Genomic DNA, 24,202 nt, shown 5'->3' with positions numbered 1-24,202 from the left:
ACATTCGATTATGCCATCGTCCACTGACTCAAACTTTTTGGCAGGGTCGCGGTATCGACACCACCGCGACCCTGCCAAAAAGTTTGAGTCAAGAAGTTGGCGCCCATCGCGGCCCCGACGGCAGCGAGGGACCCGCCCGGCAGCCGGTTCTCCTTCCAGCGCAGCCGCCATGCGTCGCACGATCGGGCCGCCGCGGGTAAGACCTCGCGCCAATGCAGGCAGCCCAGCGCCGAGCCCGCCATGATCGGCAGCGACTCCAGGAAGCTGTGCACGTGCTGCTCGAATGTGGTGACCCGGCGCCCGCTGTGCTCAGCGGTGCTGACGTCCCACAACGCGGTGGCTTCGCGGGCGGCGATCGACGCCGATATCGTCGTCAGCACCAACGGGTTGATCTCGCAGACCGGGACCAGGGTGATCGGATTGGTGGGCCAGTTCGACGGGATCGCGTGAAGCCTTGCCCACTGCGTCGGCTAACCCCGAAGAGACAAGCACCCCTGTGATTTTCAGCTTCTGCAGCCCGAGTGCAATGTCGGAGAACAGCCCGAACTCTCCGGGGGACAAGCGCGTTCGCCGATACCTAGTTCACTTCGTCGATCAACTCTGTCGAGCTCACTTTCGTCTCGGCCGCAGATTCGGTGATCTTCTCTGTGGCGGCGTAAGCGGCAGGCCACCATTTCGCCAGCATCGTCAGTTCGGCTGCTTCCTGCCGAAGCGTCGCCGCCCGGGACGCGACGATCGATGTTGAGTCGACGTCGGCGGCTTTCGGCGCGACGCCGGCAGCTTTGGCTCTGGCGGCGTAAGCCAGGCGCAGGGCTGAGATAGCCGCGTTGCGGTCGCGTGCCGGCGCCTTATGGGGCTCGGCGAGAAAGTGCATCAGATCATCGCCGGGTGTTGCACGGAAATACGGGCGCAGTCCCAAGATGGCGTCGCGGATCTCGACTACCGTCTGGTGCAGCTGCAACTCCGTCTTCTGGCGCCCCGGCTCGTCATCGGCGGGTTCGAAGACACATTCTGGGGCAACAACTCTCATAGCCTGGCGCAGCGGCTGCAATTCGCGCCAGCTGCGGCTGATGTGATCGAGTCCGAGGTAATGACGCAGCTTCATCGCAAGAGGGACAGGGGCGATCACGAACAGGCTGAATATCATGTAGAAAAAGCAAGACGCGTGGAATTGCTGCCTAAAGTCGGCGGTGTGAGTCCAGCCAAGTTCGTCGGATATCTGCAGGGCGGCTTCGTGGAGCGCTGTCACAACAGCCGTCAGACCCATCGCCAGTGTGCTGATCGCGATCAGGCGCTCCCGCCGCCTGTCGGCAATCCGCAACTCGCGCACGGAGTTCCAGATCACGCGCGTAACCAGGACCATCGGCATGGCAATAAAGCAGGTCACGGTCGTCACGGAGTTCCAGCCAACGGTGAACTCCAGGGACTGCCCCGCCATTCGGGCAGGAGTACCGAAGACGAGCAATCCGACAGCGAGCAGCATCCCCGCCAGGCGATAATACTTGTGCCTACGGCGGGTTTCGGCTTCTGACAGCCCGGACCACAACAGGGTGAACCCGATGAATTCGCTGTAGCTGTAGCTCAGCACCGCGGTGCCCAATTGCCACGTGCCGGGCAGCGTCATGAAGACCGTTCGTACGAGCAAGCCTTGCACAAGGTGCTCGCGCAACAACTGAGCCAGCAACATGAGCGCCAATGTGGTGTTGAAGTATTTCTCATAGAGGTTGCTGTTGCACCACCGATAGCGCCCCAGCAGCACCAGCGTCATGAAGGCGATCAAAGGCCAGGCGATGATGCCCGGCACAGTGGAGGCGCTCACCGGCGGAAGAACACGCTGCTCATCATCGACTGTCGCGTACCGGCTTCGGCGGCGGCGAGCATCACCAACGATGCGAACATCTCAGCATCGCGTTCGCGGTTGTCATCGAAGCTGGTGCGGCCCAATATCACTCCGGTGCCGGGGTCGAATCCGGCCAGTGCGCTCGCGAAGATCATCTTGGGCAAGTAATCCGCGCTCGTGTCACCTCGCGACCCGCCATCGTGTTCCAACACCATGTGCCCGATCTCGTGGCACACGATTTGGTCGATGTGATATTCCGAGGTATCCGCCTCGTGGATGATGATGTCGTCTTCGTCGCGCTTCAGCCACACCCCGCAGGGGCCCAGCGCGAGCTCGTCCACCGTCGGCACCAGGCGAATCGGCCGGCCCCGCAAGCGGGCGACACCGTCGATGAACGCCGCGCGATCCCAGGGCACGGGAACGGGCAGGGTGCGAACCAATGCGAGCATGTCAACCTTGGATGCCATCTACGCCTCACCGCCCTTCGCGCGGTATCACCGGTAGGTCTTGGAGTTTGCGAACCTCGTCGACCATGGCCGCCAAACTCGTGATGGCCTCCGGCGTGAGTCCGGACGTGCGCACCGCCAGATCACGTACGCCGACATCGCGTAACGCTTGGATCAAGGTCAGCTGTGCGTCGATCTTCTGATCTGGGTCGCGATCGATCAGGTAGGACGCCGGAACCCCGAAAAACTCTGCGATCGCCCGCAAATGCGCGACGGTCGGGTTTCTTTTAACGCCGCTTCTCAGCTGCCACAGATATGCCGGACTGATTGATACGCCGGTTTTCTCGGTGATCGCGGCCGCGGCCGCGGCGTTGGACAGCGGCGCCGTACCGGCCTTCCGCATGACGTCGAAAAGCTTGGTCAGCTTGTGCGCGAGGTCAGAGTCGTTGTCAGCACCGCCACCGGCTGCCGCTTCCTCTGGCCCGCTGCCGCGATCCAATGCACTCTCATTTCATCCAAACACGATCATCGTGTACTGACGTTACCAGCCGCCCGGCATTGAATCCACCGAGCACCCGGCCTGACCTTGGTCGTTTGCCACCAGGAAGGGGCGGCGCCGCGGTCAGCGCGCGCCCTGACCGCCGACGAGCCCCGATGAAGCTCGCAGTCGGTTGTCGCAAGCTCGTCGATGGGGCGTTCCAGCTGACCGGATCGTCCGGCCCCCACGCACATCGCCTGTACGTACTGCCTTCTGCGCGAACGCGTTTAGGCCCGGAAAGGCGGATGCGGATATCGGCTCTGAGGTATCGCGTTTTTACGCTGCGGTAACCGCCCGGGGCAACGACTCGGCAGGCGGTCAGCGAAAGGCCGGGCTGTAACATGTCCGAAGCTGTTGGCGTGTTGCATGAAACGGGAGACCATTGAGATTCGACGACGTCCAGGCCGAAGGGCCGGATAACGGCGAGTTGGCATCGCGTTTGACGAAGCTTTTCGACGTCATGCGGAAGGCCGGTACGGCGCCGCTGTCCAACGCCGCGGCCGCGGCCGCGATCACCGAGAAAACCGGCGTATCAATCAGTCCGGCATATCTGTGGCAGCTGAGAAGCGGCGTTAAAAGAAACCCGACCGTCACGCATTTGCGGGCGATCGCAGAGTTTTTCGGGGTGCCGGCGTCCTATCTGATAGATCGAGACACGGACCCGGCCATCGACGCGCAACTGAACCTCCTGCAGGCCTTACGCGACAACGGCGTGCGCGATCTGGCAGCCCGTGCATCTGGGCTGACTCCCCAGGCCCTCAAGAGTCTGGCAGCGATCATCGATCACCTTCGCGAACTCGAGCGGCTGCCCCCGATCTCCTCTCCTAGAGCGGACCAATCCGACTAGCGGTATTGGCTCAGGGGCCAACCCGGCGGCTGACGAACTCACGCGGATCGCCGGTCAGCGGATCGGTGAACTCGATGCGCTGCGCCAAGAGCCGCAGCGGGGCGCTGAAGTCATCGGGCGCGACGTCAATAATGTTGGGATACAACGGATCACCCTCGATAGGTATCCCCAGCGAGGCCATGTGCAGGCGCAGCTGGTGGGTGCGCCCGGTGCGTGGCGTGAGCCGGTACAGTCCATCCGGGGCCACCAGCTCCACACGGGTCTCGGAGTTTGGCACACCGGGTTCGCAGACGGCCTGTAAGTGACCGCGACGCTTGATGATTCGGTTCTTCACCACGCGGGGCAGCTCCAGTTCCGGTTCGACGCCGGCCCGGGCCAGATACGTCTTGGCGACCATCCCGCGGGAGAACAGCGTCTGGTAGGCGCCGCGCACCTCGCGCCGTGCGGTGAACAGCAGCACCCCGGCGGTCAGCCGGTCGAGCCGGTGCGCCGGGCTCAGCTCGGGCAACCCCAGTTCCCGCCGCAGCCGCACCAGCGCGGTCTGCGCGACGTGGCGTCCGCGCGGCATGGTGGCCAGGAAGTGGGGTTTGTCGACGACCACGATGTCGGCGTCACGATGCAGCACCGGGATGCCGAACGGGACGGGCACCTCGTCCGGCAGCTCGCGGTACAGGTAGACACTCGCGCCGGCGGGAAGCACTGCGGTGTCATCGATCACGGCGCCGTCGGCGCCGACGACCTCGCCGGCGAGCACCTTGGCGCGGGCCTGCGCGCCGAACCGGGCGCTGAGTTCGGCCAGCACCGGCCCGCCGCGCAGCCGCACCCGCGCCGGGCCCAGTCCGTCGCGCACGGGCAGTGGCGCCGGCCGCACGGCCATCTCAGGGCCTGTTCAACTGAGCGGGACCGGTTCGAGGATCTCGGCGCGCGCCTCGGGCGCGCTGGCCCGCAACTCGTCGGCGGACACGTCGTCGGGCTGGGCCTGGGACAGGATCTCGGCCTCCACCCGGGCGGTGTAGTTCGCGACCTCACGCTCGATGTCCCCGGCCGTCCAGCCCAGCACCGGCGCGACCACGTCGGCGACCTCGCGCGCGCAGTCGACGCCGCGGTGCGAGTATTCGATGGAGATGCGCATCCGCCGGGCCAGGATGTCCTCCAAATGCAGTGCGCCCTCGGCCGTTACGGCATACAGCGCCTCCACCCGCAGGTAGCCCGGCGCCTCCTTGATCGGGTTGAGCAGGTCGGGGCGGTCGGCTGCCAGCGCCAGCACGTCGCCGATCAGGGAGCCGTAGCGGTCCAGCAGGTGACGCACGCGGTAGGGGTGCAGGCCCCGCAGCTCGGCGACGTGTTCGGCCTGGTTGATCAGCGCGAAGTAGCCGTCGGCCCCAAGCAGGCTGACCTTCTCGGTGATCGAGGGCGCCACCCGGGCCGGAATAAACTGGGCCGCAGCATCAATCGCGTCGGCGGCCATCACCCGATAGGTGGTGTATTTGCCGCCGGCGATGGCGACCAGGCCCGGGGCGGGCACCGCCACGGCGTGCTCCCTGGAGAGCTTGGAGGTCTCCTCGCTCTCCCCGGCCAGCAGCGGGCGCAGCCCCGCGTACACGCCGTCGATGTCGGCGTGTGTCAGCGGGATGGCCAGCACCGTGTTGACGGTCTGCAGGATGTAGTCGATGTCGGCCTTGGTGGCCGCGGGGTGGGCCAGGTCGAGATTCCAGTCGGTGTCGGTGGTGCCGATGATCCAGTGGCTGCCCCACGGGATGACGAACATCACCGACTTCTCGGTGCGCAGGATGATCGCGACGTCGCTGACGATGCGGTCGCGCGGCACCACCACATGCACGCCCTTGGACGCACGGACCTGAAATCGCCCGCGTTGCTTGGACAATGCCTGGATCTCGTCGGTCCACACCCCGGTCGCGTTGACCACCACGTGCCCGCGGACTTCGGTGATCGCGCCGTCCTCGGAGTCGCGGACGCGCACGCCGGTCACCCGGTCACCCTCGCGCAGCATCGCGACCACCTGGGTGGAGGTGCGCACCACGGCGCCGTAGTGCGCGGCTGTGCGTGCGACGGTCATGGTGTGCCGCGCGTCGTCGACGACGGTGTCGTAGTAGCGGATTCCACCGATCAGCGAACTGCGTTTGAGGCCCGGACTCAACCGCAGCGCGCCCGCGCGTGTCAAATGCTTTTGCGCCGGAACGGATTTCGCGCCGCCCATCCGGTCGTAGAGAAAGATCCCGGCGGCGATGTAGGGACGCTCCCACACGCGGTTGGTCAGCGGAAACAGGAACGGCATCGGCTTGACCAGGTGCGGCGCCAGCTTGGTCAGCGACAACTCGCGCTCGTAGAGCGCCTCGCGCACGAGACCGAACTCCAGCTGCTCGAGGTAGCGCAGGCCGCCGTGAAACATCTTCGACGAGCGGCTCGAGGTGCCCGAGGCGAAATCGCGCGCTTCCACCAGCGCCACCTTGAGCCCGCGGGTCGCGGCATCCAGCGCGCAGCCCGACCCCACCACGCCGCCGCCGATCACCACCACGTCGAACTGCTCGGTGCCCAGCCGTTCCCAGGCCGCCTCGCGCTGGCGCGGCCCCAGCTGCGATACCGGTGAGCTGCGCCGGGTGGGATCAGTCACGACCAGGACTCCGCCACTGGACTCCGCACTGGGAAACTCCTGTCGGTTACCGGTCAGTAGGACGTGCTGCACCAAGGCTAACCGTTAGTCCAGATCGTCGTGCGCCATCAGCCGGCGAGCGGCCTCGGTGATCGACCCGGACAACGAGGGGTAAACGGCGAGTGTCTGGGCCAGCTCGTTGACGGTGATGCGGTTTTGGACGGCCACGGCGATCGGCAGGATCAGTTCGGACGCGATCGGCGCCACCACCACGCCGCCGATCACCACGCCGGTGGACTTGCGGCAGAACACCTTCACGAAGCCCTGGCGCAGCCCCGACATCTTGGCCCGCGCATTGGTTCGCAGCGGGAGCATGATCGTGCGGGCCGACACCGAGCCGTCGTCGATCATCGTCTGCGGGACCCCGACGGCGGCGATCTCGGGCCTGGTGAACACCGTCGCCGCCACCGTGCGCAGCCGGATCGGGCTGACGCCCTCGCCCAGCGCGTGATACATCGCGATCCGGCCCTGCATGGCCGCGACCGAGGCCAGCGGCAGCAGCCCGGTGCAGTCGCCGGCGGCGTAGATGCCGGCGACCGAGGTCCGCGACACCCGGTCCACGGTCAGGTAGCCGCCGCGGCCCAGCTCGATGCCGACCCGGTCCAGGCCCAGCCCGCCGGTGTTGGGAACCGACCCGATGGTCATCAGCGCGTGGCTGCCCTCGACCGTGCTCCCGTCGCCCAGCGTGACCAGCACGCCGTTTTCGGTGCGGGTCACCGATTGCGCGCGGGCGTTCTTGACCAGCTCGACGCCGCGCTCGGAGAACGCCTCCTCCAGCACCAGGGCGGCGTCGGCGTCCTCGTAGGGCAGCACCCGGTCCCGGCTGGCGACCACCGTCACCGGCACACCCAATTCGGTGTAGGCGTGCACGAATTCGGCTCCGGTGACCCCGGACCCGACCACGATCAGGTGCTCGGGCAGCGCCTCCAGGTTGTAGAGCTGGCGCCAGGTCAAAATCCGCTCGCCGTCGGGCGGCGCCGAAGGCAGCACCCTCGGGCTGGCGCCGGTGGCGATCAGCACGACGTCGGCCTCGTACTCCGTGGCGGTCCCGTCGGCGGCGGTCGCTTTGATGCGGTGACAGGCCAGGCCCGGCGCGGGGTCGATCAGCTTGCCGTGGCCGGCCACCACGTGCACGCCCACGCTGAGCAGCTGATCGGTGATGTCGGCGGACTGCTCGGTGGCGAGCTGCTTGACCCGGGCATGGATCTGCGGCAGCGAGATCTTGGCGTCGTCGATGTCGATCTCGAAGCCCAGCCGCGGCGCCCGGCGCAATTCGGTGCGCAGCCAGGTCGAGGCGATGAACGTCTTGGACGGCACGCAGTCGTCCAGGACTGCCGCCCCGCCGATGCCCTCGGAGTCGATCACCGTGACGCGGGTCGTGTCGGGGTGCGAGGTCGCGGCCACCAGCGCGGCTTCGTAACCGGCCGGGCCTCCGCCGAGAATCACGATGCGGGTCACCACAGCCCCTAACCTAACGAAGCGGCAGGGCTCCTGCGAATGCTCGGGGGAAGACCCATCAGCATCGGACGTCTAAGATTTCCCCGTGCCGATCTACGCCGCGTACGGGTCGAACATGGATCCCGAGCAGATGCAGAAACGCGCGCCGCATTCGCCGATGGCCGGAACCGGCTGGCTGCACGGCTGGCGATTGACCTTCGGCGGCGAGGACATCAGCTGGGAGGGGGCGCTGGCCAGCGTCGTCGAGGACCCGGATTCAAAGGTGTTCGTCGTCCTCTACGACATGACACCTGCGGACGAGAGCAACCTGGACCGCTGGGAGGGCTCGGAGTTCGGCGTCCACAAGAAGATCCGGTGCAGAGTGGAGCGCATCTCCTCGGACACCGACACCGACCCGGTGCTGGCGTGGCTGTACGTCCTGGACGCCTGGGAGGGCGGGATTCCGTCGGCGCGGTACCTGGGCGTGATGGCCGATGCCGCCGAAATCGCCGGGGCGCCAAGCGAATACGTGCACTGGCTGCGGACCCGCCCGGCAAGCAACATCGGTCCGGGAACCGGCGCGTGAGCGGGCTTCCCGACGACACCCGCCAAAATAATTCGCCCGACGGCGGTCGGGAGGGTAGACAGACAGACCGATGATGCGCGCCCCGAAACGGCGGTGCCGCCCAGGAAAGGAAAATCGGCTGTCCATATGAGCGAGGCCGGCGACGCCACGCGGCGCAGCTACGCCCGCATCGCCGAACACGTCGTCCGCGCCACCGGCGACTAGGAGCGTTCGAATGCGGCCGACTGCTCGACGATGTTCGTCATCACGCGCACCCCGATCGGCAGGGCCCGCTCGTCGAGATTGAACGTCGGCTGGTGCAGGTCCAGCTGCGGTCCCACCCCCGGCCACACCCCCAACCGGGCCATCGCACCGGGAACCTCTTCCAGATACCAGGAGAAGTCCTCGCCACCGCCGGACTGGCGGGTGTCGGCCAGCGCGTCGGGGCCGATCGATTCGATCGCGTGGGTGAGGATGCGCGTCGAGACGTCCTCGTTGACCACCGGCGGCACGCCGCGCCGGTATTGCAGCGTGTGCTCGATGGCCAGCGGCGCCAGCAGTCCGGACACCGTCTCGCGGATGATCTCCTCCATGCCCACCCAGGTCTGCCGGCTCGCGGTGCGCACGGTGCCGGCCAGCACGCCGGTCTGCGGGATGGCGTTGGCGGCCACGCCCGCGTTGACCGCGCCCCAGACCAGCACGGTGCCGTTGCGCGGGTCGATGCGGCGCGACAACACCCCGGGCAGCCCGGTGATCAGCGTGCCCAGCCCGTACACCAGGTCGGCGGTCAGGTGTGGCCGCGACGTGTGCCCGCCGGGTGAATACAGCGTGATCTCTATCTGGTCGGCCGCCGACGTTATGGGGCCGTGCCGGACCGCGATCTTGCCGACCTCCAGCCGGGGGTCGCAGTGCAGGGCGAAGATCCGCGACACCCCGGTCAGCGCGCCGGCCGCGATGGCGTCGATCGCCCCGCCGGGCATCAGCTCCTCGGCGGCCTGAAAGATCAGCCGCACCCCGACCGACAGCTCGGGCACCGACGCCAGCACCAGCGCGGTGCCCAGCAGGATCGCGGTGTGTGCGTCGTGACCGCAGGCGTGCGCCACATTCGGCATGGTGGAGGCGTACGGAGCGCCGGTGAGCTCGGCCATCGGCAGGCCGTCCATGTCCGCGCGCAGCGCGATCCGGGGCTCGTGCTCGGGGCCGATGTCGCAGACCAGCCCGGTTCCGCCGGGCAACACCTTCGGGTTGAGCCCGGCTTCGGCCAGCCGCTCGGCGACGAACTGGGTGGTGGCGTACTCCTGACGGCCCAGCTCGGGATAGCGGTGAAGGTGCCGGCGCCACTCGACCAGGTCGTCGTGGTGGGTGGCCAGCCAGGCATCGGCGGCGTCGACCAGGCTCATGATTGCGCCCCTGCGCGTCTGCGCTGCTGTGCGTCCAGCACCCGGTCGCGCTGGGCGGGCGTCTGAGCCAGCTGAACCACCGTGCGCGCCAACATGATCGCGCCCTCGACCACCGCGCGGTCGGCGCTGGGACCGGCCGCGGCGTCGGCGAAGGCGCGCTGGTGAACCATGGCGCCGCCGGCGTCGACGCCGACCACCGGGTGGATCCCGGGCAGCACGTGCGTCACGTTGCCCATGTCGGTGCTGCCCATCGGCAGTGCCGCCTCGTACTCGCGGGCCACCGGCTCGCGGCCGAGCCGGCACATCTCGTCGCGGAAGGTGTCGGCCAGCCATTGGTCGGGCTTCAGCTCGTCATACGGCGGTGCGGGGTTGTCGATCTCGTACTCGCAGCCGGTGGCCAGGGCGCCCGCGGCGAAGCAGGCGTACATCCGGCCCTCCAGCTCGCGCAGCGAATCCGCTTCGACCGCGCGCATCGCGTACTCCAGCGTCGCGTGCCCGGGGATGACGTTGACCGCCTGGCCGCCGTTGGTGATGATCCCGTGCACCAACTGCCCGGGCGCCAGTTGCTGGCGCAGCAGCCCGATGGCCACCTGAGCGACGGTGACCGCGTCGACGGCGTTGATGCCCTGATGCGGCGCGACGGCCGCGTGGGATTCCTTACCGCGGTAGTTCACCGTCGCCTCGGACAGGGCCAGCGACCGGGCCGCGGCGATGTCGGCCGGCCCGGGGTGCAACATGACCGCCGCGGCGATGTCGTCGAACACCCCTGCCTTCAGCAGCAACGCCTTGCCGCCGCCGGCCTCCTCGGCCGGCGTGCCCAGCAGCGACACCCGCAGCCCCAGGTCGTCGGCCACCTCGGCCAGCGCCAGCGCGGTGCCCACCGCGGACGCCGCGATGATGTTGTGGCCACAGGCGTGGCCGATCTCGGGCAGCGCGTCGTATTCGGCGCAGATCCCGATGGTCAGCGGCCCGCTGCCGAAGTCGGCGCGAAAGGCGGTGTCGAGCCCGCCGGCGGCCGCGGTGATCTTGAAGCCGCGCTCGGCGACCAGTGCCTGCGCCTTGGCGCAGCTGCGATGCTCGGCGAAGGCCAGCTCAGGCTCGCCGTGGATGTCATGAGACAACTCGACAAGGTCGGCACCACGCCGCCGCACGACATCTTCAACGCTGTCTAACGGGGTTATGGGCACTCTCGCAGTATGTCGCAGTGTGCGATCAGGGCCCAACCCCGCCGGGCTACACCAGCCCGGCGATGAATCCCGCCGCCTGGCCGGGGTACGGCGGTGCGGAGTAGTCGTGGTGCGCATCGCGGTCGCGGCCACCGACGACGCAGACGGGATCGCCCTCGCTGCACAGGTCGATGGCGCGGCCGGCGAACGCACCCGTCGACGACAGCGGCGTGTTGAAGCGGTTGCCGGGGTTGCCGAACACCGCGACCGCCGCGATCTTGTTCGCCAGGCCGGGATCCAGCGCCGGAGCCGAGCCGAGGTTGCCGATGCGCTGACCCACCGGCGGCACCCCCGCGAGCATCGAGACCGCGGCGGCGCCCTGCGAGAAGCCGCCCAGCACCAGCCGCGTCGACGGGCACTGGTCGACCATCTGCGCGATGTGGTCGCGCGCGTCGTTCGCGCCGTCGGCGGTGGTCAGGAAGTTGTAGCTGGCCGGGTAGTTCACCGCGTAGGAGTCGAGGTTGCGCGATCCAAGCGCGGGCTGCAGCGCGCCGAACAGCGCGTCGCCCACTGCGCCCAGACCGGGCGGCTCGGCGGTACCGCGAGCGAAGATGAGTTGTACGTCGGGACAGTCCGCTTTCGCCGACGGCGCCGGGCCGAATGTGATCGAAACCACCGCCAGCACAACAGCGACGGCTACTCCCATGACCGGGCCAACCACCGGCCACCTACGAAGATTCATACGGCAGATCCTGGCATATACCGGGGACACCGTCGCACCGCCAGGCTCGATGGCCCCGGTCCTCGCCCGCGAAGGCTAGGCTCCCGCTGTGACCGAAACCCCGTCCGACCCAGGCGACCTCGCGCGCCGGGCGGCCGGGGTCATCGCCGAACGCACCGGAATCGTCGAGCACGACGTCGCCATCGTGCTCGGATCGGGCTGGCCGCCGGCGGTCGCCGCGCTCGGCACCCCCACCGCCGTGCTGCCGCAGGCCGAGCTACCCGGCTTCCGGCCGCCCACCGCGGTCGGGCACACCGGCGAGCTGTTGTCGATGCGCATTGGTGCGCATCGGGTGCTGGTGCTGGTCGGGCGCATCCACGCCTACGAGGGCCACGACCTGCGTCACGTCGTGCACTCGGTGCGGGCGGCCTGCGCGGCCGGCGTGCGCGCGGTCGTGCTGACCAACGCGGCGGGCGGCCTGCGCCCGGACATGGCCGTCGGCGAACCGGTGCTGATCAGCGACCACCTGAACCTGACCGCCCGTTCCCCGCTGGTCGGCCCGCAATTCGTGGACCTGACCGACGCCTACTCCCCGCGGCTGCGCGCACTCGCCCGCCAGGCCGACCCGACGCTGACCGAGGGCGTCTACGCCGGGCTGCCGGGCCCGCACTACGAGACGCCCGCCGAGATCCGGATGCTGCGCACGCTGGGCGCCGACCTGGTCGGTATGTCGACGGTGCACGAGACCATCGCGGCCCGCGCCGCCGGCGCCGAGGTGCTGGGGGTGTCGCTAGTGACCAACCTGGCCGCCGGGATCAGCGGCGAACCGCTGAGCCACACCGAGGTGCTGGCCGCCGGCGCCGCGGCGGCCACCCGGATGGGGGCGCTGCTGGCCATGATCCTCGAGCAGCTCCCCCGGTTCTAGGGCCATGACGCCCGAGGAGTGGATCGCCCACGATCCCGACCCGGCGACCGCCGCCGAGCTCGCCGCGTGCGACCCGGACGAACTCGCCGCGCGGTTTGCCCGCCCCTTGAAATTCGGCACGGCGGGCCTGCGCGGCCCGGTGCGCGGCGGACCCGACGCCATGAACGTCGCGGTGGTGTCGCGGGCCAGCTGGGCCGTGGCGCAGGTGCTGATCGGGCGCGGCCTGCGCGGCTCGTCGGTGATCGTGGGACGCGACGCGCGGCGCGGCTCGGCGGTATTCGCCACGGTGTCCGCCGAAGTGCTTGCTGCCCAGGGGTTTTCCGTGCTGCCGCTACCCGGTCCGGTGCCCACCCCGGTGGTGGCGTTCGCGGTCCGGCACACCGGCGCACCGGCCGGCATCCAGATCACCGCATCGCACAACCCGCCCGCCGACAACGGCTACAAGGTGTACCTGGACGGCGGCATCCAGATCGTCTCGCCCACCGACCACGAGATCGAAGAAGCGATGGCCGCCGCCCCACCGGCCGACCGGATCGGCAGGGCCCCGGTCGAATTCGCGCGCGCCGACCTCGTGGAGCGCTACATCGAGCGCGCGGCCGGGTTGCGGCGCGGCACCGGTTCGGTGCGGGTGGCGTTGACCGCGCTGCACGGGGTGGGCGGCACGGTCGCCGTCGAAACATTGCACCGCGCGGGGATCACCGAAGTGCACTCCGTCGCAAGCCAATTCGCACCGGACCCGGACTTTCCCACGGTCACGTTCCCCAACCCCGAGGAGCCCGGCGCCACCGATGCGCTGCTGACCCTGGCCGCCGATATCGGCGCCGACGTGGCGATCGCGCTGGACCCCGACGCCGACCGGTGCGCCGTCGGCATTCCCGACGCAGGGCGGTGGCGGATGCTGTCGGGCGACGAAACCGGTTGGCTGCTAGGTGATTACCTGCTGTCCACAACCCGGCCGGACACACCGGTGGTGGCCAGCACGGTGGTGTCGTCGCGGATGCTGTCGGCCATCGCCGCGCGCCACGGCGCCGTCCACGTCGAAACCCTCACCGGCTTCAAATGGCTGGCCCGCGCCGACGCGAAAGTGCCCGGCGGCACGCTGATCTACGCCTACGAGGAGGCGATCGGGCACTGCGTCGACCCCGCGGCCGTCCGCGACAAGGACGGCATCAGCGCCGCGGTGCTGGCGTGCGACCTGGTGGCCGCGTTGAAGGCGCATAACAGCACCGTGCCCGACGCCCTCGACGAGCTGGCCCGTCGGCACGGGGTACACGACGTCGCCGCGGTGTCGCGCCGGGTCGCCGATCCCGCCGAGGCGGTCGAACTCATGGGGCGCTGGCGCGCCGCGCCGCCGAAAGCGCTAGCCGGTTACACCGCGAGCCTCACCGATATCACCGACGCGCTGATCTTCACCGGCGGCGACGACGACACGTCGATCAGGCTGGTGGTGCGGCCTTCCGGGACCGAGCCGAAGTTGAAGTGCTACTTGGAGATTCGCTGCGCGGTGCACGACGACCTGGACTCTTCGCGGCGGCGCGCCGGCGCGCTGCGCGAGGAGCTGGTCGCTGCGGTGCAGAGCTGGTGAACAGGTTGGGCCCGAATTGGCGGTCGCCGGCGTCGCCGAGGCCCGGCACGATATAGGCCGCCTTGTTCAGGCCCTTGTCGATCGCGGCGGCGAATACCCGCGTGTCCGGCGCCGCTTTCCTCACCGCTGCAATGCCTTCCGGGGCGGCCACCACACAGAGCACGGTGATGTCCGTTGCGCCGCGGCGCGCCAGCAAATCGATCGCGTGCACCATCGACCCGCCGGTGGCCAACATGGGATCGAGGACGATCACCGGCCTGCCCGCGAGCTTGTCGGGCAGCGCCTCCAGATACGGCACCGGCAGGTGGGTTTCCTCGTTGCGGGCCACGCCGACGAAGCCCACCTCCGCGTCCGGTATCGCCGCCTGCGCCGCGTCGACCATGCCCAGCCCGGCCCGCAGCACCGGCACCAGCAGCGGCGGCTTGACCAAGCGCGCCCCGACCGCCGGGGCCACCGGCGTGCGGATCTTCACCGACTTTCGCGGCGCGTCCCGGCTGGCTTCGTAGACCAGCATCAGGGTCAGCTCGTGTAGCGCCGCGCGAAATCCGGCGGTATCGGTGCGTTCGTCACGCAGCACCGTCAGCCGGGCGGCGGCCAACGGGTGGTCGACGACGCACATTTCCATGGGGTCGAGGGTATATAACGATCGGGCAAAGCCCTTCTGACACGCTCGCGTCCGTCGCGGCAGACGCCTACGCGCGTTCCTATACTCCGGGCGTGTTGCGCGAAATTCAAAGTCCGAGAAGGCTGATCGGCGGGGCATACCGGAGCCTACGCATCCTTGGCGCGTGGGCGCTGGTGGCACTGGCGGCCAGCCCGTTGACCCCGCGCATAGGCCTTGCGGCAGCGGCCATTCCGCAACCGGCGCACATCGTGATCGTGGTCGAGGAGAACCGTTCCGAGAACGGCATCATCGGTAACAAGTCGTCGCCCTTCATCACCACGCTGGCCGCGAACGGCGCCAACATGACCCAGTCGTTCGCCGAAACCCATCCCAGCGAACCGAATTACCTGGCGCTGTTCGCCGGCAACACGTTCGGCGTGACCAAGGATCTGTGCCCGGTCAACGGCGGCGCCGCGCCGAACCTTGGTTCCGAATTGCTGGCCGCGGGCTACACATTCGTCGGTTTCGCCGAGGGCCTGCCCGCGGCCGGATCACCCGTCTGCAGCGCGGGCAAGTACGCGCGCAAGCATGTGCCCTGGGCCAACTTCACCAACGTGCCGGCCGCGAACTCGCTGCCGTTCTCCGCGTTCCCGAGGGGCAACTACTCCAGCCTGCCGACCGTCTCCTTCGTCATCCCCGACAACGACGACAACATGCACGACGGTTCGATCGCGCAGGCCGACTCCTGGCTGAACCGCGAGCTGTCCGGGTACGCGAACTGGGCGGTGGCCAACAACAGCCTGCTGATCGTGACGTTCGACGAGGACGACAACGGCAGCCGTAACCAGATCCCCACGGTGTTCTACGGCGCCCACGTCCGTCCCGGCAACTACAGCGAACAGATCAACCACTACAACGTGCTCGCCACCGTGGAGCAGATGTACGGATTGCCCAAGACGGGCTACGCCGCCAACGCCGCGCCCATCACCGACATCTGGGGCTAGTCCGGATGGTGGCGACCCGCTTCGCCCGGCTCCGCCACGCTCGCGATCCCCACTAGTCCCGATGGTGGCGACCCGCTTCGCCCGGCTCCGCCGCGCTCGCGATCCCCACTAGTCCCGATGGTGGCCCCATAAGCGCGTTCGGCCGTCGTCGCTATTCTGTGCCGCATGGTTGCTGACCTCGTGCCCATCCGCCTGAGCCTGTCCGAAGGTGACCGCTACACCGTGTGGGCGCCTCGCTGGCGCGACTCCGGCGACGAGTGGGAGGCGTTCCTGGGCAAGGACGAGGACCTGTTCGGCTTCGCCTCCGTCGCCGACCTGGTCGCCTTCGTGCGTTCGGACGACGACAACGACCTGACCGACCATCCGGCGTGGAAGGAGCTGCGGGCGGCGCACGCGCACACCTTCGAGCCGGCTGCCGACAAGCAGTTCGACCTGGTCGCCGTCGAGGAGCTGGTGGCGGAGAAGCCCACCGAGGAGTCGGTGTCCGCGCTGGCCGGCACGCTGTCGATCGTGTCGTCCATCGGATCGGTGTGCGAGCTGGCGGCGGTCTCGAAGTTCTTCAACGGCAACCCCAGCCTGGGCACGGTGTCCGGCGGAATCGAGCACTTCACCGGCAAGGCCGGCGCCAAGCGGTGGAATGCGATCGCGGAGGTGATCGGGCGCAGCTGGGACGACGTGCTCGCCGCGATCGACGGCATCGTCAGCACTCCCGAGGTGGACGCCAAGCTGTCGGACAAGGTCGCCGACGAACTGGCCGAGGAGCGCGCGGAGGACGAGCCGGAGGAGGACGCCGGCGCCGAGGATGCCGTCGAGGAAGAGGCCGCCGAGGAAGCCGCGGAGGACGACGCCGAGGCGCAGGACGAGGACACCGACGAGGCCGACCGCGCGACCGGCGACACCGTAGTGCTGGGCAGCGACAAGGACTTCTGGCTGCAGGTGGGCATCGACCCGATCCGGATCATGACGAGTTCTGGCACCTTCTACACGCTGCGCTGCTACCTGGACGACCAGCCGATCTTTCTGGGCCGCAACGGACGCATCAGCGTCTTCACGTCCGAGCGTGCGCTGGCCCGCTACCTGGCCGACGAGCACGACCACGACCTGGCCGACCTGAGCACCTACGACGACATCCGCACCGCCGCGACCGACGGCTCGCTGGCCGTCGAGATCACCGACGACAACATCTACGTGCTCAGCGGGCTGGCCGACGACCTGGCCGACGGACCGGACGCCGTGGATCGCGAGCAGCTGGAACTGGCCGTCGAGGTGCTCCGCGACATCGGCGACTACTCCGAGGAGAGCACCGTCGACAAGGCCCTCGAGACGAGCAAGCCGCTGGGCAAGTTGGTGGCCGCCGTGCTCGAGCCCGACTCGGTCACCAAGCCGTCGCCGCCGTACGCCGCGGCGGTGCGCGAGTGGGAGAAACTGGAGCAGTTCGTCGACGGACGGCTGCGCCGCGAGTAGCGCCGTCGTTGACGCGATAGGTTGGGTGTCGTGTCGCTTCCCGGTATCGGCCCGCTACCTCTGTACGGGTTCCAGCGCCCGGGCCTGTTGCTGTTCGGCTTGGTGCCCCTGGCCCTACTGGCCGTCTACGTCCTGGTCCAGGCGCGGCGCCGCCGGCGGCTGCACCGCTACACCGACACCCCCGTGGCGCAATCGCCGTGGCGGCACCTCCCGATCGCGGTGTCGCTGCTGTGCCTGGCGCTGTTGACCATCGCGCTGGCCACCCCCACCCACGACATGCGCATCCCGCGCAACCGCGCCGTCATCATGCTGGTGATCGACATGTCGCAGTCCATGCGGGCGACCGACGTCGAACCCAACCGGCTCAAGGCCGCCGAGCGGGCCGCCACCCAGTTCGCCGCACAGCTCACGCCCGGCGTCAACCTCGGGCTGGTCGGATTCGCCGGCACGCCGTACTTGCTGGTGCCGCCGACCCCGCAACACCAGGCCACCATCGACGCGCTGAAGAAGCTCGACTTTGCCGACAGCACCGCTACCGGCGAGGCCATCTTCACCGCCCTGCACGCGATCAGCGCCACCGCGGTCGTGGGCGGCGACAAACCGCCACCGGCCCGCATCGTGCTGCTCTCCGACGGCGGCGAGAACAAGCCCTCCAACCCCAGCGATCCGCACGACGGCGTCTACACCGCGGCGCGGCTGGCCAAGGATGAGGGCGTGCCCATCTCGACGATCTCGTTCGGGACCAAGGGCGGCGAGATCGAGATGGACGGGCGGCGCATCGCCGTCCCGGTCTCGACCGACCAGCTGAAGACGGTCGCCAAGCTGTCCGGCGGGCAGTCCTACACCGCCACCAACCTCGGCGAGCTACAAAAGAGCTACAACGCCATCGAGAACGAGATCGGTTACCGCACCGTGCCGGGGCCGGGCAGCGCCGGCTGGCTACGCCTCGGCGTGCTGACCGCACTGATCGCGACGGCGCTGGCGCTGCTGATCAACCGGCGCCTGCCCAGCTGAGCACTCAGGCGGGCAGCCTGCGGTTCAGCAGCAGACCGGCCAGGATGGCGCCGGCCATGACGAAGGCGCCGAGCAGCATCCAGGCCAGGCTCGCGTCGCCCTTCACGGTTTCGTAGCCAATTTGGCGCTGCAGCGTCGAGTACACGTTCTTCAGCGAGTCCAGGCTGTCGGCGTGGAACGCCTGGCCGTCGGTGATTTCGCAGATCTTCTGCAGTGTCTGGTCGTCCACCGGGACCGGGATGGTGGCGCCCTCGTAGTCGACGGTGCCGTACGGGGTGCCGAACGAGATCGTCGAGATCTGCACGCCTTCGGACTTGGCGGCCCGGGCCGCGGTGAACGCCCCCTGTGGGGCGTTGGGGTCCAGCGGCACGTTCTCGGCGCCGTCGGACTCCAGCACGATCCGCGCCGGCGGCGGACCGTCGCCGCCGCCCATCACCGAACCCACCGTCGCGATCGCCTGCAAGGCGGTGAAAATACCCTCTCCCGTAGCGGTTTTGGGCATCGGCTTGAGGCTGTCGATACCCGCCTTCACCGCGCCGCGGTTGGTCGTCGGCGGCACCAGCAGCGTGGCATTGGCCGCGAACTCCACCAGCCCCAGGTTGATCGCCGGGGTCAGCTGGTCGGCGAATTGCTTGCCGGCCTCCTTGGCCGCGTCCAGGCGGTTGGGCGGCACATCGGTGGAGGCCATCGACTCCGAGACGTCGATCACCAGCATTACGACTGCCCGGTTGAGCGGAATCCGGATATCGGACGTCGGCCCGGCCATCGCGGTGGTCAGCAATACCAGCGAGACGGCCAGCAGGATGGTCGGCACGTGCCGCCACTTGCTGGGCCGCGGCGGCGCCACCCGCTCCAGCACCTCCATGTTGGCGAAGCGCAGCACCCGGCGACGACGGGCGAATTGCTGCACGACGTAGAGGCCGATCACCAGCAGCACGATCAGCAGGACCAGGAAGAACCAGGCGTTCTGGAAGCCCGTGAGCGACACCGGTCCCAGCAGGGGCACCTTCATGTCCAGCCACACTATGCGTCGAACTCCGGCGGTGCATGGACCGCCGCCGGGAATTACCCGGCGACGAGATCGCGCCGCTGGGTGAACTTGATGTCCAGGCTGCGCAGGTGGGTCTGCAGCCCGGCGTCCTGGACCGGGATCAGGTGGGCCGGCTGATCGGTTTCGTTGTAGTGGGCGTGCCACATGCCCGGCGGGGTGGTGAAGGCGCACCCGGCCCGCCAGTCCACCCGGGTGGGGTTGACGATGTCGCCGTGCTCGTCGAGACGGGTGCCCAGCAGCGTGTAGCAGCCGGACTCCGGGGCATCGAGGATGAGATCCAGCGCGACGGACTGGTGCCGGTGCGGGCGCTGCACCTGGTTGGGCGGCAGCACGCCGAACATGGCCCACAGCACGTGGGTGATGGTCAGCGTCTGCTCCTGGTTGGCGTTGGCCAGCAGCACGCTGACCCGGCTCTTGTCGTTGGCGCCCGGCCGCGACGCGATCTCCTCTAGCTTGGCCACCGCGTCGGCGCGGCGGAACTTGGTCGCCGCAAACCGTGGCCGGGTCGCCTCGGCGCCCAGGTAGCGCATCAACGGCTCGTCGTGCACCCAGTACATGGCCGTGTCGGTCGCGCCGTAGAACACCGCGTGGTTGCCGGCGGGCAGCGTCACGAAGTCGCCCTTCTCCCACTCGATCAGCCGGCCGTTGACCGCCGCGAAGCCCCGCCCGTAGAGCACGTAGTAGAGCTGCGAGGTGGCGTTGGGGCTGGTGTCGACCTGCTCCCCGGCGCGGATGCTGATGAAGTTGGCCAGCAGCGCTGGACTGGTCGCCGCGCCGGTGTCGATGCCCAGCTCCTCGGACAGGTCCAGGGGGATCACCCCGGTCGGCGCGCCGAGGTAGATCTCGGGATCGAACCGCCGCAGCGGAACCGGCGGGACGTGCCCGGATCCGATCGGGTTGGCCGCCTTGGAGTACTCGAAGTATTCGGCCTGCTGCGCCCACTCCGCGAAACGGCCCTCGAACCCGTACTCGGCCACGTTGATCATCGGTGCCGGGATCGTCGGGTCCAGGTTCGGCGTCACCAACTGCTGGGGCATCTGCGGCCTCCTTGACTCAGGTCTATCTCGTATCTGAATAGTATTTATCTTGTATCCCAGCAGTCTGGGTGTCAATCCCCGCAGGTAGGACCGCACGGTGTACGGTCGTGCCCAGGCTTGAGATACGACTTAGCTACCAGAAAAGGGCTCGCGTGGCAGCAAAGGACCCCCGGCCGGGCACGGCCAAGGACCGCGCGCTGGACTACGTCAAGACGCAGGTGCTCACCGGCGAATTCCCCGGCGGGGAGCTGATCAGCGAGGGCGACGTCGCCACCGCGCTCGGGATGTCGCGCACCCCGGTGCGCGAGGCTTTCCTGCGACTGGAGGCCGAGGGGCTGTTGCGGCTCTATCCACAGCGCGGCGCGCTGGTGGTCCCGGTCTCGCCCGACGAGGTGCGGGCGGTCATGGAGGCCCGGCTGGTGCTGGAGCAGTTCGCCGCCGGCAAGGTGATTGGGCGTGGCCCGGTCGTCTGCGCCGTGGTCTTCGAACGGCAGTCGGGCGAGTTGCGCCGGCAGCGCGACGCCGCGGCGGCCGCCGACTGGCGGGAGTTCCTGGAGTCCGACCGCGCCTTCCACGCCATCACGCTGGAAGAGTCGGGCAACGCCATCCTGTCGGCTTTCTACTCGACCCTGCGCGACCGCCAGATGCGGATGATCGGGGAATCGGCCTTGCGTGAACCCGATCGAGTGGCCACGATCATGGCCGAGCACGCGGACATCGCGGAAGCCTTGCGCGACGGCGACTTACCGCGCGCACTGACGGCCGTGCAGACCCACTTGGCCAGCACGGTGCGGGCCATGGGTCTTTCGGTCCAACCGGACCCGTTATGGGCTATCAGATTTGGCGCTCGTGCCGCAGACTGATCGACAGCCCGGGGAAAGCCGCGCCGGGCCCAACCGTGAGGGGGCACGATGACTTGGGCGATCTGCGCACCCCCGCCCATGGCACCCCCGCCGATGGCTCCGCCGCCCATGCCGGTCGCACCCGAACCGACGTCGGACCCTCCATCGGGATGCCCGGGCACATCTAGCGGCGGGCCAAGCCCTTTAAGGTCGGCCTAGCCGATCAGCACGGCATAGCGCGGCTTGATCACCTCGTCGATGATCGCCAGCCGCTCGTCGAAGGGGATGAACGCGGATTTCATCGCGTTGATGGTGAAGCGCTCGAGGTCGCTCCACCCGTAGCCGAAAGCCTCCACCAGCCGGTGCATTTCGCGGCTCATGAAGGTATCGCTCATCAGCCGGTTGTCGGTGTTGACGGTCACCCGGAAGCGGGTGCGGGCCAGCAGGTCGAACGGATGCTCGGCGATGCTCTTGACGGCACCGGTCTGCACGTTGGAGCTGGGGCACAGTTCCAACGGAATTCGCTTGTCCCGCAAGATGGATGCCTGTTGCCCCAGCCGGACCTGCCCGTCGTCCAGTATCTCGATGTCGTCGACGATGCGGACCCCGTGACCCAGCCGGTCCGCGCCGCAGAAGGCGATCGCCTCATGGATGGACGGCAGCCCGAACGCCTCACCGGCGTGAATGGTGAAGCGGGCGTTGTGGTCTCGCATGTAATCGAAGGCTTCCAGGTGCCGGGTCGGCGGGTTGCCGGCCTCGGCGCCGGCGATGTCGAACCCGACGACTCCCTTGTCCCGGAACCGGATCGCCAGCTCGGCGATCTCCCGGGACACCGCCGCGTGCCGCATCGCGGTGACCAGCAGGCGCACCATGATCGGGCGATTCGCTGCGGCGCAAGCCTTTTCGCCTTCGGCGAAGCCGGCCAGCACGGCGTCGACGATCTCGTCGAAGGACAGCCCGCGGTCGATGTGCAGCTCGGGCGCGAACCGGATCTCGGCGTACACCACCGAGTCCTCGGCCAGATCCTCCACGCACTCGTAGGCGACCCGATGCAGCGCCTCTGGTGTCTGCATCACGGCCACGGTGTGCGAGAACGGCTCCAGGTAGCGCTCCAGCGAGCCGCTGTGCGAACGGGTGCGAAACCACGTCGCCAGCTCGTCGACGTCGGTGGCGGGCAGCCCGTCGTAGCCGACCTGCCCGGCGATGTCCAGCACGGTCGACGGGCGCAGCCCGCCGTCGAGGTGGTCGTGCAGCAGGGCCTTGGGGGCCTTTCTGATCTGCTCGAGTCCCAACGGTGTGGTCATGTGACGATCCGATCGATGATCAGCGGGCGGGGCGCCGGTGGTGTGCCGTCGACGCTCCACCCGCCATTCAGCTCGGCGAGCGCGGCACCGAAGCGCTCCGGGGTGTCGGTGTAGAGGGTGAAGAGCGGCTCACCGGCGCTGACCGGCTCACCGGGGCGGCGGTGGATCCGGATACCCGCGCCCAACTGCACGCGTTCGCCCGGACGGGACCTGCCCGCACCGAGCCGCCACGCCCCCAGCCCCACTGCCATCGCGTCGATATCGCCCATTGTGCCGCCCCGGGGCGCGATCACGGCCTCGGCATGCCCGGCGACGGGCAACGGCACCGACAAATCGCCACCCTGGGCCGCGATGAGCCTGCGGAACCGGTCCATCGCGGTGCCGTCGCGCAGCGTGTCGGCGGGATCGCGGTCGTCGATCCCCGCCAGCTCGAGCATCTCGGCGGCCAGCCGCAGCGTCAGCTCGACCACGTCGGGCGGGCCACCCCCGGCCAGCACCTCGAGCGACTCGGCGACCTCCAGGGCATTACCGACGGTCGCGCCCAGCGGGCGGTTCATGTCGGTCAGCAGCGCGCGGGTGGGCACCCCGTGCGCCGCGCCCAGCTCGACCATGGTGTGCGCCAGCTCGCGGCACTGCCGCTCGGAGTCCAGCAACGCCCCGGAGCCGACCTTCACGTCGAGCACCAGCGCGCCGGCCCCCTCGGCCAGCTTCTTGCTCATCACCGAGCTGGCGATCAGCGGCAGCGATTCGACCGTGGCGGTGATGTCGCGCAGCGCGTACAGCTTGGCGTCGGCCGGGGCCAGGGCACCGGCGGCGAAGATGGCCGCGCCGACCTCGCGCAGCTGGTCGCGCACGCGCCGGTTGGACAGCTCGGCGCTGAACCCGGCGATGGATTCCAGCTTGTCCAGGGTGCCGCCGGTGTGGCCGAGCCCGCGGCCCGACGCCTGCGGGACGGCGGCTCCGCAGGCGGCGACGACGGGCACCAGGGGCAGGGTGATCTTGTCCCCCACCCCGCCGGTGGAGTGCTTGTCGACCGTCCGCAGGCCCAGGTCGCCGAAGTCGAGCGTGTCGCCCGATGCCAGCATCGCCGCCGTCCACCGGGCGGTCTCGCCGGGGTCCATGCCGCGCAGCAGGATCGCCATCAGCAGCGCCGCCATCTGCTCCTCGGCCACCCGCCCATCGGTGTAGGCGCCGATGACCCAGTCGATGGCGGCGTCGGACAACCGGCCGCCGTCGCGCTTGGTCCTGATCACCGTGGGCGCGTCGAACGCGGGGTGCATCAGCCGCGCCCCGCGGCCAGGTCGTCGGGGCCGAAAGCGTCCGGCAGCAGGTCGCCGAGCCTGCGCGGGCCGGCCGGGTGGTCGATCAGCAGCTCGGGGCCGCCATGTTCGAGCAGCACCTGACGGCACCGCCCGCACGGCATCAGCACCGACCCGCGCCCGTCCACGCACGCCAGCGCCACCAGGCGGCCGCCGCCGGTGGAATGCAGGGCGCACACCACCGCACATTCGGCACAGAGACCAAGGCCATATGAGATGTTCTCCACATTGCAACCGGTGACCACCCGGCCGTCGTCGACCAGCGCGGCCGCCCCGACCCGGAATCGCGAGTAGGGTGCGTATGCCCCCGCAGAGACATCGACTGCCTTGTCCCGCAACGTTTTCCAGTCGATCTCAGGCATAACGAAACCCCGCTCACCCTTCGTCGATTCCGACGATCACCCTAGCCGCAAAACGGCATT

The 24,202-nt window shown here is 68.8% G+C and carries 23 protein-coding genes and 1 pseudogene; 8 read left to right on the top strand and 16 right to left on the bottom strand.

What is annotated here, in order from left to right; genetic code table 11:
• Window positions 1-8 precede the first annotated feature (8 nt).
• The 4 genes from B8W69_RS31415 to B8W69_RS13280 all read right to left on the bottom strand — a co-directional run bounded on the left by B8W69_RS31415 (window position 9) and on the right by B8W69_RS13280 (window position 2,689).
• On the bottom strand, window positions 9-380 hold the full coding sequence (locus B8W69_RS31415) for a hypothetical protein (RefSeq protein WP_245843237.1): 372 nt from the start codon (window positions 378-380) through the stop codon (window positions 9-11).
• A 197-nt stretch (window positions 381-577) separates the two neighbouring features.
• Complete coding sequence (locus B8W69_RS13290) at window positions 578-1,819, bottom strand: DUF6545 domain-containing protein (protein ID WP_085290269.1); 1,242 nt, start codon at window positions 1,817-1,819, stop codon at window positions 578-580.
• Window positions 1,816-2,307 carry a hypothetical protein gene (locus tag B8W69_RS13285; RefSeq protein WP_085290268.1) on the bottom strand — a complete coding sequence of 164 codons (492 nt, stop codon included), beginning with the start codon at window positions 2,305-2,307 and terminating at the stop codon, window positions 1,816-1,818. The genes B8W69_RS13290 and B8W69_RS13285 overlap by 4 nt, the downstream gene beginning before the upstream one ends.
• Before the next feature lie 7 nt (window positions 2,308-2,314).
• Entirely contained in the window at window positions 2,315-2,689 is a 375-nt protein-coding gene (locus B8W69_RS13280) for a helix-turn-helix domain-containing protein (protein ID WP_110881929.1), read from the bottom strand.
• Window positions 2,690-3,284: 595 nt separating this feature from the next.
• On the opposite strand from B8W69_RS13280, the gene B8W69_RS13275 reads away from it, so the two are divergent.
• Window positions 3,285-3,671 (top strand): helix-turn-helix domain-containing protein, encoded by a 387-nt coding sequence (locus B8W69_RS13275; protein ID WP_165762609.1) that lies wholly within the window; start codon window positions 3,285-3,287, stop codon window positions 3,669-3,671.
• 10 nt (window positions 3,672-3,681) lie between these two features.
• Here the strand turns inward: B8W69_RS13275 and B8W69_RS13270 are convergent, their stop codons facing one another.
• The 3 genes from B8W69_RS13270 to B8W69_RS13260 form a co-directional block, all read right to left on the bottom strand.
• Window positions 3,682-4,548, bottom strand: a complete 867-nt coding sequence (locus B8W69_RS13270) for a pseudouridine synthase (RefSeq protein ID WP_085290265.1) — start codon at window positions 4,546-4,548, stop codon at window positions 3,682-3,684.
• A gap of 12 nt (window positions 4,549-4,560) precedes the next feature.
• Window positions 4,561-6,303: a glycerol-3-phosphate dehydrogenase/oxidase gene (locus tag B8W69_RS13265; protein ID WP_085290366.1), complete on the bottom strand. Its 1,743-nt coding sequence runs from the start codon at window positions 6,301-6,303 to the stop codon at window positions 4,561-4,563.
• 84 nt (window positions 6,304-6,387) lie between these two features.
• Window positions 6,388-7,803 (bottom strand): NAD(P)H-quinone dehydrogenase, encoded by a 1,416-nt coding sequence (locus B8W69_RS13260; RefSeq protein WP_085290264.1) that lies wholly within the window; start codon window positions 7,801-7,803, stop codon window positions 6,388-6,390.
• 82 nt (window positions 7,804-7,885) lie between these two features.
• Between B8W69_RS13260 and B8W69_RS13255 the strand changes: the two genes are divergently transcribed.
• Complete coding sequence (locus B8W69_RS13255) at window positions 7,886-8,365, top strand: gamma-glutamylcyclotransferase family protein (RefSeq protein WP_085290263.1); 480 nt, start codon at window positions 7,886-7,888, stop codon at window positions 8,363-8,365.
• 200 nt (window positions 8,366-8,565) lie between these two features.
• Here the strand turns inward: B8W69_RS13255 and B8W69_RS13250 are convergent, their stop codons facing one another.
• Genes B8W69_RS13250 through B8W69_RS13240 form a run of 3 tightly spaced genes read right to left on the bottom strand, consistent with a single transcriptional unit; the run spans window position 8,566 to window position 11,592 of the window.
• Window positions 8,566-9,744, bottom strand: a complete 1,179-nt coding sequence (locus tag B8W69_RS13250; RefSeq protein WP_085290262.1) for a M20 family metallopeptidase — start codon at window positions 9,742-9,744, stop codon at window positions 8,566-8,568.
• The gene (locus B8W69_RS13245; protein WP_085290261.1) at window positions 9,741-10,931 is read right to left on the bottom strand and encodes a M20 family metallopeptidase; all 1,191 of its coding nucleotides are present in this window, start codon (window positions 10,929-10,931) and stop codon (window positions 9,741-9,743) included. The genes B8W69_RS13250 and B8W69_RS13245 overlap by 4 nt, the downstream gene beginning before the upstream one ends.
• A gap of 46 nt (window positions 10,932-10,977) precedes the next feature.
• Entirely contained in the window at window positions 10,978-11,592 is a 615-nt protein-coding gene (locus B8W69_RS13240; RefSeq protein WP_181447397.1) for a cutinase family protein, read from the bottom strand.
• 148 nt (window positions 11,593-11,740) lie between these two features.
• Between B8W69_RS13240 and B8W69_RS13235 the strand changes: the two genes are divergently transcribed.
• Together B8W69_RS13235 and B8W69_RS13230 are read left to right on the top strand one after the other, a co-directional pair.
• Window positions 11,741-12,556, top strand: a complete 816-nt coding sequence (locus B8W69_RS13235; RefSeq protein ID WP_085290259.1) for a purine-nucleoside phosphorylase — start codon at window positions 11,741-11,743, stop codon at window positions 12,554-12,556.
• A 4-nt stretch (window positions 12,557-12,560) separates the two neighbouring features.
• A complete protein-coding gene (locus B8W69_RS13230) occupies window positions 12,561-14,141 on the top strand; it encodes a phospho-sugar mutase (protein WP_110881921.1) in 1,581 nt (526 codons plus the stop codon).
• 7 nt (window positions 14,142-14,148) lie between these two features.
• Here the strand turns inward: B8W69_RS13230 and upp are convergent.
• Window positions 14,149-14,766, bottom strand: a pseudogene (gene upp, locus B8W69_RS13225) (uracil phosphoribosyltransferase); the annotation flags it as partial.
• Window positions 14,767-14,858: 92 nt separating this feature from the next.
• Between upp and B8W69_RS13220 the strand changes: the two are divergent.
• From B8W69_RS13220 to B8W69_RS13210, 3 genes are all read left to right on the top strand, one after another.
• The gene (locus B8W69_RS13220; protein ID WP_181447393.1) at window positions 14,859-15,749 is read left to right on the top strand and encodes an alkaline phosphatase family protein; all 891 of its coding nucleotides are present in this window, start codon (window positions 14,859-14,861) and stop codon (window positions 15,747-15,749) included.
• Window positions 15,750-15,914: 165 nt separating this feature from the next.
• Entirely contained in the window at window positions 15,915-17,213 is a 1,299-nt protein-coding gene (gene satS, locus B8W69_RS13215) for a protein export chaperone SatS (protein WP_085290257.1), read from the top strand.
• A 30-nt stretch (window positions 17,214-17,243) separates the two neighbouring features.
• Window positions 17,244-18,227, top strand: a complete 984-nt coding sequence (locus B8W69_RS13210; RefSeq protein ID WP_085290256.1) for a VWA domain-containing protein — start codon at window positions 17,244-17,246, stop codon at window positions 18,225-18,227.
• A 4-nt stretch (window positions 18,228-18,231) separates the two neighbouring features.
• On the opposite strand, the gene B8W69_RS13205 is transcribed toward B8W69_RS13210, so the two are convergent.
• Both B8W69_RS13205 and B8W69_RS13200 read right to left on the bottom strand, forming a co-directional pair.
• Window positions 18,232-19,239 carry a VWA domain-containing protein gene (locus B8W69_RS13205; RefSeq protein WP_085290255.1) on the bottom strand — a complete coding sequence of 336 codons (1,008 nt, stop codon included), beginning with the start codon at window positions 19,237-19,239 and terminating at the stop codon, window positions 18,232-18,234.
• Between the two features lie 53 nt (window positions 19,240-19,292).
• Window positions 19,293-20,315: a cupin gene (locus B8W69_RS13200; RefSeq protein WP_085290254.1), complete on the bottom strand. Its 1,023-nt coding sequence runs from the start codon at window positions 20,313-20,315 to the stop codon at window positions 19,293-19,295.
• A 152-nt stretch (window positions 20,316-20,467) separates the two neighbouring features.
• On the opposite strand from B8W69_RS13200, the gene B8W69_RS13195 reads away from it, so the two are divergent.
• Entirely contained in the window at window positions 20,468-21,178 is a 711-nt protein-coding gene (locus B8W69_RS13195) for a GntR family transcriptional regulator (protein WP_085290253.1), read from the top strand.
• Window positions 21,179-21,372: 194 nt separating this feature from the next.
• On the opposite strand, the gene B8W69_RS13190 is transcribed toward B8W69_RS13195, so the two are convergent.
• From B8W69_RS13190 to B8W69_RS13180, 3 genes are read right to left on the bottom strand one after another with little or no spacing between them, the layout of a single operon-like run.
• Window positions 21,373-22,461, bottom strand: a complete 1,089-nt coding sequence (locus B8W69_RS13190; RefSeq protein WP_085290252.1) for an adenosine deaminase — start codon at window positions 22,459-22,461, stop codon at window positions 21,373-21,375.
• Window positions 22,458-23,741, bottom strand: coding sequence for a thymidine phosphorylase (locus tag B8W69_RS13185; RefSeq protein WP_085290251.1), 1,284 nt, complete (start codon window positions 23,739-23,741; stop codon window positions 22,458-22,460). The genes B8W69_RS13190 and B8W69_RS13185 overlap by 4 nt, the downstream gene beginning before the upstream one ends.
• Entirely contained in the window at window positions 23,741-24,142 is a 402-nt protein-coding gene (locus B8W69_RS13180) for a cytidine deaminase (RefSeq protein ID WP_085290250.1), read from the bottom strand. Before B8W69_RS13180 ends, B8W69_RS13185 begins: the two co-directional genes overlap by 1 nt.
• Window positions 24,143-24,202 lie beyond the last annotated feature (60 nt).

Source organism: Mycolicibacterium vulneris, assembly GCF_002104765.1.
Classification (GTDB): Bacteria; Actinomycetota; Actinomycetes; order Mycobacteriales; family Mycobacteriaceae; genus Mycobacterium; species Mycobacterium vulneris.
This window is presented reverse-complemented; position numbering and strand designations above follow the sequence as displayed.

Coding starts and splice junctions, on each gene's coding strand:
- B8W69_RS13190 (WP_085290252.1), bottom strand. CDS start 22,461: ATGACCACACCGTTGGGACTCGAGCAGATCAGAAAGGCCCCCAAGGCC.
- B8W69_RS13230 (WP_110881921.1), top strand. CDS start 12,561: ATGACGCCCGAGGAGTGGATCGCCCACGATCCCGACCCGGCGACCGCC.
- B8W69_RS13270 (WP_085290265.1), bottom strand. CDS start 4,548: ATGGCCGTGCGGCCGGCGCCACTGCCCGTGCGCGACGGACTGGGCCCG.
- B8W69_RS13250 (WP_085290262.1), bottom strand. CDS start 9,744: ATGAGCCTGGTCGACGCCGCCGATGCCTGGCTGGCCACCCACCACGAC.
- B8W69_RS13275 (WP_165762609.1), top strand. CDS start 3,285: ATGCGGAAGGCCGGTACGGCGCCGCTGTCCAACGCCGCGGCCGCGGCC.
- B8W69_RS13185 (WP_085290251.1), bottom strand. CDS start 23,741: ATGCACCCCGCGTTCGACGCGCCCACGGTGATCAGGACCAAGCGCGAC.
- B8W69_RS13200 (WP_085290254.1), bottom strand. CDS start 20,315: ATGCCCCAGCAGTTGGTGACGCCGAACCTGGACCCGACGATCCCGGCA.
- satS (WP_085290257.1), top strand. CDS start 15,915: ATGGTTGCTGACCTCGTGCCCATCCGCCTGAGCCTGTCCGAAGGTGAC.
- B8W69_RS13205 (WP_085290255.1), bottom strand. CDS start 19,239: ATGAAGGTGCCCCTGCTGGGACCGGTGTCGCTCACGGGCTTCCAGAAC.
- B8W69_RS13280 (WP_110881929.1), bottom strand. CDS start 2,689: ATGCGGAAGGCCGGTACGGCGCCGCTGTCCAACGCCGCGGCCGCGGCC.
- B8W69_RS13180 (WP_085290250.1), bottom strand. CDS start 24,142: ATGCCTGAGATCGACTGGAAAACGTTGCGGGACAAGGCAGTCGATGTC.
- B8W69_RS13285 (WP_085290268.1), bottom strand. CDS start 2,307: ATGGCATCCAAGGTTGACATGCTCGCATTGGTTCGCACCCTGCCCGTT.